Here is an 11,536-nt window from a genome sequence, read left to right on the forward strand (position 1 = left end):
CTGCCATCTCACGACGCGTCCCCAGCCGATGTGCCGATGAGCGGGATGTCGCCCGCGCCGCTCCGTGATGGAGCCTTCGTCACCTGTCGAAGGAAGGATGCTCGCCGAGGCGGAATGACGCTCGATTGAGGCGCCGGCGCCGCTGCGCGTTCGGCGAGGACGGTCGCCGCTGCCCGCCCTCCTGCCGCTCTCTTCTCAGGCGCTCAGGACCCGATCCGGATCCGCTTCTTCAGCGCGGCGAGCTCGTCATCGACCGCCGATCCGCCGGGCTTGTCCGCGCTGCCGGCGCCAGCGCCGCCGCGGCCGTGCTCGAGCTGGGCGAACTTCGCCTCCAGCTCCGCCGCCGACAGGCCGCCGCCGGAGATCGCCTCCTCGATCTCGCGCGACGCCGCGACCTGCGCCACCTGCCCCTCGACCTGCTCCTCCATGCGCCGGAACTCGGAGAAGGCGCTCTGGCCGCCCCTCGCCCCGAGCCCCTCGGCGCCGCCGCCCGCGCGCTGCTGCTGGATCTGCGCCGCGAGCGTGCCCTTCCGCGCCTGGAACTCCTCCTGCTTGGCCTCCATGCGCTCGAGCTCGGTCTTCATCGAGAGCACGGCGGAGCGCTGCTCCGCGCGCATCGCCTCGGCGCGGTCGCGCTCGCCCACCACCCGCTTCTTCTGGACGAGCGCCTCGCGCGCGAGCTTCTCGTCGTTCGCCTTCAGCGCGAGCTCGGCGCGCTTCTCCCACTTCTCCGCCTCGGCGTCGAGCTCGTCGACCTTCTTGCGCAGCACCTTCTCGGCCGCCACCGCGTCGACCAGCTCCTTCCGCGCCGCGCGGACCTGGTCCTTCATCTCCTCGACGATGAGATCCAGCGACTTTTTCGGATCTTCCGCCTTGTCGAGGAGCGCGTTGACGTTGCTCGAGATGACCTTTCCCATCCGGTCGAAGATGCCCATGCACGCTAGCGTGCACCGCCCCGCCGCCCCTGTAAAGCGCCCGCACGCGGGGCCGCGGGCGCCCCCGCGGCCCCAGGGAGACCGGCGATCAGGGCGGCGGCGGGTACGCCGGACCGAAGCTCGACTCCACGGACGACCGCGTCGTCAGCAGCGGGGTCTTCAGCGTCTCGTCGTCGTACAGCGGCCTCACCACGCAGCTGTCCTCCCCGCACTCGCCCCCGTCGACGAACGCGACGTCGGCGACCAGCCAGTACCGGGTGCTCCCGTCCGCCGACGCGAACGTGACGGGCGCCTCCGGGTCGTAGAACCCCGTCGGGCCGAGATCCGCCCCGAGGGAGCCATTGCAGTAGATCTTGATCCGCGGGTGAACCGAGTAGTGCCGGCCGTGCGCCGAGTAGTAATGGACGCCGATCCGCGTCCACTTCCCGAACGGTGGAAAATCGACGTTGATGTTCTCGGGCGCGCAAAAGTCGTCGTCGTCCGGGTCCGTGACGTCGGGGTCGCACGTGATGTTGTCGATGTCGAGCCGCGGGTTGTGGCACCCCAGCCCGAGCTCGCGCCATGCCTGTCCGGCGCCGCGAGGGGCGAAGTAACACGTGTTCTTCGCCTCCTCCTGGTCCAAATACCAGCTCACCGGCTCCGGCGGCGACGCGGAGTCGCTGAACCACCGGAGCTCCGGATCCGATCCGAGCGTGTCCACGGTGCAGTTGTTGTAGCCGCAGTCGCTCGACGAGCCGGCGACCTTCCACGGCCGCGTTTCGCCCGGCTCGTGCAGGTGCAGATCGAGATCCACCCCTTCGTCGCCGAGGTCGTGCTCCCACTCGAGCTCGACCCGCAGGCCGGGCGCGCCGACGTAAAGGGCGTATTCGCACGAGTCGATCGTGCCGTCCGCGAGGCGCTTCGTGTAAATGACTTTGTACTCCCCCGACTGGAGCGGTTTGTAGTCATCCGCCGGGCTCACCCCGGACACGGCCGGACACGGATCGATGCCCGCCGGGCAGACGACCTCCCAGGTCTCCGAACCAGGCTCGGCGTCCACGCCGAACGTGCCTGTCCCCTCCTTCAGATCCACGTCCGCGAACGGAGGCACGCGGAGCGCGTGGCACCCGCCGGGGTTCTCGCTGAAGCAGGCCTCGGTCGCGTGGCGGCCGCCGATGCACGGCCCCCAGACGCCCACCTCGTTGCAAAGCTCGGTGCCCGGAAAACACCCCTCCGCCCCGCGGTACGACGGATCGCCCATGAAACACGCGTGCGCCTGCCCCGCGAGGCAGGAGCACGTCTCGTCGACCTGACCGTCGCAGTCGTCGTCGAGCCCGAGGTGGTTGAGATCGCAGAGCTCCTCCGTACCGCACTGGGTGCCGCAGGGGTTCACGGCCGCATCGACCCCGCCGTCGTCGGGCGGGATGAACCCGCCAGGGCCGGTCTCCGGGATGAATTCACCGCTGCCGCTGCCGCTGCCGCCCTCGGAGGCGCCCCCGGCCGCGCCGCCGCCGCCGCCGTCCCCAGACGCGCCGCCGCTCGCGACGAAGTCGATGCGCGGGGCCGAGGCATTGCAGCCGACCGCGACGAACACACCCGAGGTCGCAGCCCCAAGGAGAGCGAGAAGCGTAGAGGAGACGCCGAGATGACGCATGAAACCTCCATGTCTCGCCAGCGCGCGGTGGAGCGGCTCGGGCGGCCTGGCGCGCCCGGCGAGACACCGGCGATGAACAGCGAGGTTCCTGTTTTAGCAGACTTGGCGAGATACCAAAGCTCGCACGAGCATAATCAAATAACGCTCGTGAGAACGGATGTCCCGCCGCCCTGTCCGGGCATATGTTCACCGGACGATGGGTGTCAATCCGTCGCGCGCGGACCTCTCGCGGCCTCCGCCGCGAGCGCCGCCTGCGCCGCGGCCAGGCGCGCGATGGGGACGCGGAACGGGGAGCAAGATACGTAATCGAGCCCGGCCCGCTCGAAGAACGCAATCGAGCTCGGATCGCCGCCGTGCTCGCCGCAGACACCGAGCTTCAGGCCGGGCCGTACGGCGCGCCCTCGATCCCGGCCGATCTCCACGAGCTCTCCGACGCCGGCCACGTCCAGCGACTGGAACGGATCCTTCGCGAAGACGCCGGCCTCGACGTACGCGCCGAGGAACCGGCCCGCGTCGTCGCGCGAGATGCCCAGCGTCGTCTGCGTGAGATCGTTCGTGCCGAAGCTGAAGAACTCCGACTCCTCGGCCAGCTCGCCGGCCCTGAGCGCGGCGCGCGGGAGCTCGATCATCGTCCCGAACCGGAAGTCGACCCGCCTCCCCTTCTCGGCGAAGACCTTCTCCGCGACCTCCTCGACGAGCGCGCGCGTCAGGGAGAGCTCTCGTCGGGTCATGCTGAGCGGGATCATGATCTCGGGCTCCACCTCAATGCCCGCCGCCGCGACCTCGCACGCCGCCTCGAGGATGGCGCGCGCCTGCATCTCGTAGATCTCCGGCGACGTGATCGCCAGGCGGCAGCCGCGGTGGCCCAGCATGGGGTTGTACTCGGCGAGCTCCTCGCTCTTGTGCCGGAGATCCTCCGCGGAGACGCCCGTCGCCCTCGAGAGCTGAGCGAGCTGCGCCTCGTCCTGCGGCAAGAACTCGTGCAGCGGCGGATCGAGCAGCCGGATCGTCACGGGCAGACCGGCCATCTCCCGGAAGACGCCCAGGAAATCGCTGCGCTGGAACGGGAGCAGCTTCGCGAGCGCGCGCCGCCGCCCGAGCTCGCTGTCCGCGAGGATCATCTCGCGCATCGCCTGGATGCGCTCCTCGTCGAAGAACATGTGCTCGGTGCGGCAGAGCCCGATGCCCTCGGCGCCGAAGTTGCGCGCCGTCCTGGCGTCGTGCGGCGTGTCGGCGTTCGACCGCACCCGGAGGCGCCGGACCGCGTCGGCCCAGGCCATGAGCTCCCCGAACTCGTCGCTCAGCGCCGCCGGGACGGTCGGCACCGCCCCGAGGTAGACGGTGCCGGTGCCGCCGTCGAGCGTGATCAGGTCGCCGTCCTTCACCGTGATCGCGCCGGTCGTGCGCCCGTGGTCGTCGTAGGTCGTCACCGCCATCCGGCCCTGGCTCACGCTGATGGCCGAGCAACCGGCGACGCAGCTCTTGCCCATCCCCCGCGCGACCACGGCCGCGTGGCTCGTCATGCCGCCCCGGGCCGTCAGGATGCCGCGCGCCGCCTTCATCCCGTGGATGTCCTCCGGCGACGTCTCGGAGCGCACGAGGATCACCGCCCTGCCCTGGCCGGCGCGCCGCTCCGCCTCGTCCGCGCTGAACACCACCTGACCCGTCGCCGCCCCGGGGCTCGCCGGGAGGCCGCGCGCGAGCAGCTCCTTCGGCGCGCTCGGGTCGATGCTCGGGTGCAGCAGCTGATCGATCGAGCCTGGATCCACCCGCAGGATGGCCTCGCGCTGGCTGATCAGGCCCTCCTTGGCCATCTCGACCGCGATGCGCACGGCCGCGCGGCCCGTGCGCTTGGCGGCGCGGCACTGGAGCAGGAAGAGCTCGTTCTGCTGGATCGTGAACTCCAGATCCTGCACCTCGCGGAAGTGCTGCTCGAGCTTGCCCTGCACCGCGAAGAGCTCCGCGTACACCGCGGGCATCCGCGCCTCGAGCGAGCTCCCGTCGTCCGCGCCGCCCGCGCCGGTGCCGGTCAGCGACAGGGGATGCGGCGTGCGCACCCCCGCCACGACGTCCTCGCCCTGCGCGTTGGGGAGCCACTCGCCGTAGAAGCGCCGCTCCCCTGTCGACGGATCGCGCGTGAATGCGACGCCCGTGCCGGAGTCGTCGCCCAGGTTGCCGAACACCATCACCTGGATGGTGCAAGCCGTCCCCCAGGCCTCCGGGATATCATGAATCTTCCGGTACACCTCGGCCCGGTGGTTCTTCCAGCTATCGAATACGGCGCGGATCGCCCCCCAGAGCTGCGCAGCCGGATCATCGGGGAACGGGCGACCCGTCGCCCCGAGGACGATATCCTTCTGGCGCTGGATCAGGGCCGCGAGCGACTCCGGATCGAGCAGGGAATCGGGCACCTTGCGCTCGAGCTCGGCGGAGTTCAGGCGCGTCGCGTCGACGCCGAGCTTCGCGGCCGCCTGCCTGCGCGCGCGGCCGAGCGCATCCTCGAAGCGGTCGCGGGGCACGCCGAGCACGATATCGGCATACGCCAGGATGAACCGCCGATAGGCGTCCAGCGCGAATCGCTCGCTGCCGGTGCGCCGCGCGAGCCCCTGCGCGATCTCGTCGTTCAGGCCGAGGTTCAGGATGGTATCCATCATTCCCGGCATCGACGCGCGCGCGCCCGAGCGGACCGACACGAGCAGCGGCGCATCGGCGCTGCCGAACCGCGCGCCGCGCAGCGACTCCAGCCGACCGATCGCCGCCTTGATCTCGTCCTCGACGCCGGCGGGGAGCACCTTGCCTGCGGCGTAGTAGGCGTTGCAGACCTCGGTGGTGACCGTGAAGCCCGGCGGTACCGGGATGCCGAGGCGGGTCATCTCGGCGAGCCCCGCGCCCTTTCCGCCGAGCAGATCCTTCTGCTGTGCGTCCCCGTCCGCCTGACCTGCGCCGAAGAAATATATCGATCTCCCCATGGCGGGGGCACGCTAGATCGTCCTCGCAGTCAGGTCGAGATCCGTCGAACGGCGGAATGGACGTCCGCAGACGTCCGCAGACGTCCGCAGACGTCCGCAGACGTCCGTCGGACGGCCGACCGTCGACGACCGCTGTCAGATCCAGAGCCGTCGGAACTGCGGCGTGCGCCTCACAAAAATACCGGCTCTCGACGGCGGACGAGCTATGAAGCCGCGCATGAAGCGCTTCTCCCTCGTCCTCGTTGCAATGTTCGCCGTACCCCTCACCGCGTGCGACCAGAAGCCTGCCTCGCAGGCGACCGCCGACGCGCCGGTGAGCGTCTCGGTCAAGCCGGCCCCGCCGCCGCCCACGCCCGAGCCCGCCGCCACGCCGCAGCAGCCCGCAGAGCCCGCAGAGCCCGCCGGCCTGCCCGCGCCGCCGGACGTCGCGGCGCCGCCCGCCGACGCGCAGAAGACGGCGTCGGGCCTCGCGTTCAAGGTGCTGACGCCGGGCAAGGACAAGGCGCACCCCGGCCCCGACGACAAGGTGACGGTCCACTACACGGGGTGGACCACGGACGGGAAGATGTTCGACAGCTCCACGCTCCGCGGCGAGCCGGCCAGCTTCCCGGTGGGCGGCGTGATCAAGGGGTGGACGGAAGCGCTCCAGCTCATGAGCAAGGGCGAGAAGCGCCGCCTCTGGATCCCCGGCGCCCTCGCGTACGGCGACAAGCCGGCCCAGCCGGGCGCCCCGGCCGGAATGCTTGTGTTCGATGTCGAGCTGCTCGACTTCGCCGCCGCGCCGAAGCCCCCGCCCGTGCCGAAGGACGTGAAGGCGCCGCCGAAGAGCGCGACGAAGACCGCCTCCGGGCTCGCCTACCAGGTCCTGCAGAAGGGCACGGGCACCGAGCACCCGAAGCCGACGAGCCGCGTCACCGTCCACTACACGGGCTGGACGACCGACGGGAAGATGTTCGACAGCTCCATCGTCCGCGACGAACCGGCCACCTTCCCGGTGGGTGGCGTGATCAAGGGGTGGACCGAGGGCGTACAGCTGATGGTGAAAGGCGAGAAGGCGCGATTCTGGATACCGGCCGACCTCGCTTACGGCGACAAGCCCACACGCCCCGGCGCGCCCGCCGGTATGCTGGTGTTCGACATCGAGCTCATCGACTTTCGCTGAGCCTTCTTCGGCCGGCGCTTTACATCCGGCCGACTGCCTGGTCACATGATGGCTGCGAGCGGCCAGGCATGCTGACATCCATCCGACTCAGGAACTTCAAGAGCTTCGCCGATCAAACGGTGGAGCTGTCCCCCTTCACGCTGCTGCTCGGGGCCAACGGCTCCGGGAAGAGCAACTTCCTCGACGCCCTGCGCTTCCTGCAGGGCGTCGGGCTGGATCTGCCCCTGTGCGACGTCTTCCGCGGCCGCGTCGACGGCAGGCGCGAGGTGTGGCCCGGCCTGCGCGGCGGCACGCAGGGGGCCACGCACCGGGGGGCGAAATCGTTCACCATCGAGAGCCGATGGACGATCGGGAGGGAGGAGCTCACACACAAGATCACGTGTCAGGTCGAGCCTGACGTGATCGTGGAGCACGAGTCGCTCGAGGCGAAGTCGGCAGGGGGCCCGCTCTTCGACACGCCGGCGTCGGCGCTGAAGGGGCTGGAGGGGTTCACCTCGGGCGGCGCGATGAAGGCGGCGTCGAAGAAGGGCCGCTCGATGAGGATCGCCTCCATGGATCGCAACCCCGCGCGGCGCAGCCTGCTCGGCCAGATAGAGCACCACCGCGGGCGCGGCGACGACGTGAGCCTCTCGGACGTCATCCCGCTCTGCAACGCGCTCCAGGTCGCGATGCGGAGCACGCTGTCGCTCGACATCGATCCTTCGCGGATGAGGGGTTACGTGCCGCACGAGATCGAGAACCTCGGCGCTGGCGGGCAGAACCTCTCCGCCGTGCTCCGCTGGCTCTGTCAGGAGGCCGAGCACAAGGCCGACGTGCTCGGCTGGGTGCGCTCGATCTTCGCGCCCGAGATCGAAGATATCGAGTTCGCGGAGACGGGCCTCGGCGACGTGATGATGGTGCTCGTCGAGAGGGGCGGCGCCCGCGTCCCGGCGCCGAGCCTCCCGGACGGCGCGCTGCGCGCGCTCGGCAAGATCGCCGGCGTGCTCACCGCGCCGGAGGGCTCGCTCCTCCTCGTCGAGGACCCGGACGCCGGCATGCACCCCGAGCGCGCCGGCCTGCTCGCGCAGCTCCTCGAGGGGGCGGCGCGGCCCTCCGTCTGCCAGATCGTGGCGACGACGCACTCGCCCGCGCTGCTCCGGGGGGTGTCGAAGCAGGGCCTCAGCCGCGCGGTCGTGTTCCAGCGCGACCCCGAGACGTCCGCCACGATCGCGCGCCGGCTCGCCGACCTCCCGCGCTTCGAGGACATGGCCGAGCGCGATCCCGGTGAGCTGCTCTCCTCGAAGGCGCTCTCCGCGTAGCCGGCGAACAAAGCCCCCGTACAGTTCTATCATTGCATTGCAGCGTCGCGAGCTCGCGATAAAGATAATTATTTTCATTTCGTGAAATGCGTTGTGAACACCGGCAATGCCATCTAGGGTCCTCCGCGAGTTGACGGCGCGGCGCTCGCCGCGCGAACACAGCGTCAAAGAGGTCCTCACATGTTCTCCCATAAAACTGCACTTCAACTGGTCCTCTCTCTGACCATCGGGCTCGCGGCGGCTGCCTGCTCTGACGACGGTGACGAGACCGGCACCAGCAGCACCACCAGCGGCGCGAGCAGCACGACCAGCAGCACCAGCGCGGGCCAGGGCGGCGGCACCGGCGGGACCGACGGCCAGGGCGGCGGCACCGGCGGGACCGACGGCCAGGGCGGCGGCACCGGCGGTCAGGGCGGCGGCCCCGACGGCCAGGGCGGCGGCACCGGCGGCCAGGGCGGCGCCAGCGGCGAGGGTGGCAGCGGTGAAGGCGGCTCCGCCGCCCCCAGCGACCCCGCGTGCGGCACGGACACCGCGACCTTCGCTCAGGTGCGGACGATCCTGAACACGAGCTGCGCGGGGGCGACCTGCCACGGCAGCCAGAACGCGCCGGCCGCCGGCCTCGACCTCCGCGCGAACATGGCGCATGGCGAGCTGGTCGACGGAGCCAGCTCGACCTGCAACGGCAGGGTGCTCGTCGTGCCGGGCAAGCCGAGCGAGAGCTACCTCATCAACGAGCTGCGCGGCAAGGACCTCTGCGCCACTGGCAAGCGCATGCCCCCGGCCCCGGCACCGGCCCTGTCCGAGGCCAATATCAAGACAATCAGCGACTGGATCTGCGCCGGCGCTCCCGAGTGAGCCCGTCCGCCCGACTCAGCGCCTGTCCCGGCAGGGCGGGCTCTCGATAGGGCGGGCTTCTCAGTAGACCTTGCAGCGCGCGCCACCCACGGCGCGCGCATACGGGATCTTCGCGCTGCGCCCCTTCACGTAGATCGCCCCGCCCGGAGCGGGCCTCGGGATCACGGCCCCTGTCGCGAGCGGGCGCCCGGCGGGCAGCTCCTCGACCTCGATGACGATATCGCTCCCCTCCTGATCGACCGCCGAAATCGACGGCCGCCGGCTCTCCTCGTCGGGAGCGCCGCCTGGACAGGGCACCCCGCGCGCGCTCAGCGCGATGGCCAGCGTATCGGCCCCGGTCTCGGGCGCGCCCGCCGCCCACTGGAACCTGGGATCGCGCGCTTCCCCCACCTCCACGGCCAGGCAGCTGCAGCGCTCCTTGCGCGACTCGGCGCGCGCGAGCGAGAGATCGTGCCGCACGCCCACCCACGACGAGGGCGCCCGCTCCTGGGGCGTCGACGGGGCCCCGCTGAAATCGTCGGCCGCGCCGAGCGCCCGCCGGGGCGCCTTCTTCTTCGCGCCCGTCTCCGTCTGATCCGCCGGCGCGGCGGGATCGACGGTATCGCCTTCCCAGAACGCAGCGGCGCCCGCGTGCTGGTTACCGCTACAGGCGGCGAGGAAGACTCCGGAGAGGAGCGCAGCGAAGCGTGCAATCTGGACGCCCGAGGGGAGCATGCAGTGCGATCTTCGCACCGGCGCCGCCGGCGGCCAAGGTTTGTGCTGAGTCTGAGGTGGGAAGAGAGATGAAGCGCTTCTAGGCGCTGTCGGCCGAGACACACGCGCTGCGCGCCGGATACCCGGCGCGCAGCGCAGGAGCCGTCACTTCGGCTTGATCTCGGTCAGGACGAGCAGGTAGTCCGGCGCGTTGTTCGGCGACAGCTTCGCGTACGGGTTCTCCTTGCTGGGCCACCCGACGAAGCGCTTCGTGCTGTACTCGCCCCAGGACGGGTTCTTGAACAGCGGGATGACCGGCACCTGCGCGGCGTAGATCATCTGCAGCTCGTCGACGATGCTCTTCTGCTCCGCCGGATCCGTCGCGGCCGCGAACTTCTTGAACAGCGGCTCGGCCTCCTTGGCGGAGAAGCGGTGCCAGTTGCGGTTCGTGACCTCGCCGACCGGCTTCACGAACTCCGGGGCCATGAGATCGCGGTAGTAGTTGAACGGCGTGGGCTCGGTGTTGGTCCAGCCCATCGACATGTCGAACGTGCCCTTCTGGAGCGCCTCGAAGAACGCGCTGAAGTCGTACGTCTTCAGCGTGGCCTCGATGCCGACGGCCTTCAGGCTCTGCGTGGTGATCTGGACCGCGCGCACCCAGTCGGACCAGCCGGTCACGACGTTGATGTCGAACTTCAGCGGCTTGCCGTCCTTCGCGCGGATGCCGTCGGAGCCCTTGGCGTAGCCGGCCTCGTCGAGGAGGGCGTTCGCCTTGGCCACGTCGAAGGTCGTCCAGTCGCCGGCCGCGGCGGCCTTCTCGTTGCGCCAGCGCCCGTAGGCGTCGTCGAGCCCGGTCCCGTCCGCGCCGACCGTGTAGCCGTTGACCGCGATCTTCGCGATCTGGGCGCGGTCGATGGCCATGCTGATGGCCTTGCGCAGCTTGATGTCGTTGAACGGCTTCTTCGTGGCGTTCGGGTAGAGCGTCACGGTGCCGCCGACGAGCGGGAACCAGTAGTGGTTGTTCTCCGGGTCCTTGGAGACGTAGGTCTTGTCGATGTCGGGGACGAAGTTGCCGGCCCAGTCGACCTCGCCGTTGATGAGCGCCAGGTTCGCCTGGTCGTTGCCCGGGTACGCCGGGAAGCGCAGCCCCTCGACCGCCGGCTTACCCTTCTGCCAGTAGTTCGGGTTCTTGCCGAGCTCGTAGATCTGGTTCTGGAACGTCTTCACCTCGGTGAAGGGGCCCGTCGCGACGGGGTTCTCGTTCGTGAACGTGACCGGGTCGGCGACGTCCTTCCACTTGTGCTCCGGCACGATCGGCTGGTGGCCGATGTAGTGGAGCCCGGGCACGAAGGGCTCCTTGAAGATGAACTCGACGGTCGTGTCGTTCTTGGCCTCGACCGACTCGATGAGCTTCCAGACGCCCGTCTGATCGAGCGCGGGGAACTTCTTGAGGAGCCCGAACGTGAAGGCGACGTCCTTCGCCGAGAAGGGTTGTCCGTCAGACCACTTGACTTCGGTGCGGGTCGTGAAGGTGAGCTTCTTGTTCGCGTCGCTCCACTCGTACTTCGTGGCGAGCCACGGCACGAACTCGCCCTTCATCGTGTTGTACACGATCATGGGCTCGTAGATGCCCGCGACGGTGGGGAAGCGCGTGGCCCCCTCGCCGAGCAGGGGGTTGAAGTTGCGCACCCAGGACGCCTGCTGCTCCCTGGAGATGGTGACGAACTTCGCGCCGCCCTTCGCATCGCCCTTCGCCGCGCCCGTGGCCCCGGGCGCGGCCGTGGTGCCGCCCGCGGGGTCCTTGCCGCCGGACTCGGGCTTGGATTCGCAGGCCGCCGTGGCGCCGACAGATAGGACGAGCGCCGAAAGGGCAAAAATGCGGCGCGACATGGATCGACTCTTCATAAGCTTGCTCCCTACGCGGCGACCTCGGTCGCCCACGACGATCCTCTCACTCGACCGACAGAACGCAGCGCCGCAGCGCAGCGACA

The 11,536-nt window shown here is 70.0% G+C and carries 8 protein-coding genes; 3 read left to right on the forward strand and 5 right to left on the reverse strand.

The features are described from left to right. Positions 1-203 precede the first annotated feature (203 nt). The 3 genes from WME90_RS39505 to ppdK form a co-directional block, all read right to left on the reverse strand. On the reverse strand, positions 204-935 hold the full coding sequence (locus tag WME90_RS39505; RefSeq protein ID WP_044966827.1) for a PspA/IM30 family protein: 732 nt from the start codon (positions 933-935) through the stop codon (positions 204-206). Between the two features lie 88 nt (positions 936-1,023). Then, complete coding sequence (locus tag WME90_RS39510; RefSeq protein WP_437277244.1) at positions 1,024-2,568, reverse strand: hypothetical protein; 1,545 nt, start codon at positions 2,566-2,568, stop codon at positions 1,024-1,026. Positions 2,569-2,771: 203 nt separating this feature from the next. Next, positions 2,772-5,537, reverse strand: coding sequence for a pyruvate, phosphate dikinase (gene ppdK / locus WME90_RS39515; protein ID WP_437277245.1), 2,766 nt, complete (start codon positions 5,535-5,537; stop codon positions 2,772-2,774). A gap of 217 nt (positions 5,538-5,754) precedes the next feature. Here ppdK and WME90_RS39520 point away from each other — a divergent pair, with 217 nt between their 5' ends. From WME90_RS39520 to WME90_RS39530, 3 genes are all read left to right on the forward strand, one after another. Continuing rightward, the gene (locus WME90_RS39520; protein ID WP_437277246.1) at positions 5,755-6,699 is read left to right on the forward strand and encodes an FKBP-type peptidyl-prolyl cis-trans isomerase; all 945 of its coding nucleotides are present in this window, start codon (positions 5,755-5,757) and stop codon (positions 6,697-6,699) included. Positions 6,700-6,767: 68 nt separating this feature from the next. Continuing rightward, the gene (locus WME90_RS39525) at positions 6,768-7,997 is read left to right on the forward strand and encodes an AAA family ATPase (RefSeq protein WP_437277247.1); all 1,230 of its coding nucleotides are present in this window, start codon (positions 6,768-6,770) and stop codon (positions 7,995-7,997) included. A gap of 180 nt (positions 7,998-8,177) precedes the next feature. Beyond that, positions 8,178-8,852 (forward strand): PE-PGRS family protein, encoded by a 675-nt coding sequence (locus tag WME90_RS39530; protein ID WP_437277248.1) that lies wholly within the window; start codon positions 8,178-8,180, stop codon positions 8,850-8,852. Positions 8,853-8,912: 60 nt separating this feature from the next. On the opposite strand, the gene WME90_RS39535 is transcribed toward WME90_RS39530, so the two are convergent. Together WME90_RS39535 and WME90_RS39540 are read right to left on the reverse strand one after the other, a co-directional pair. Continuing rightward, positions 8,913-9,566 (reverse strand): hypothetical protein, encoded by a 654-nt coding sequence (locus tag WME90_RS39535; RefSeq protein ID WP_437277249.1) that lies wholly within the window; start codon positions 9,564-9,566, stop codon positions 8,913-8,915. Between the two features lie 144 nt (positions 9,567-9,710). Next, positions 9,711-11,450 carry an ABC transporter substrate-binding protein gene (locus WME90_RS39540; protein ID WP_437277250.1) on the reverse strand — a complete coding sequence of 580 codons (1,740 nt, stop codon included), beginning with the start codon at positions 11,448-11,450 and terminating at the stop codon, positions 9,711-9,713. Positions 11,451-11,536 lie beyond the last annotated feature (86 nt).

The sequence above is a fragment of the Sorangium sp. So ce375 genome (assembly GCF_051473855.1).
GTDB lineage: Bacteria > Myxococcota_A > Polyangia > Polyangiales > Polyangiaceae > Sorangium.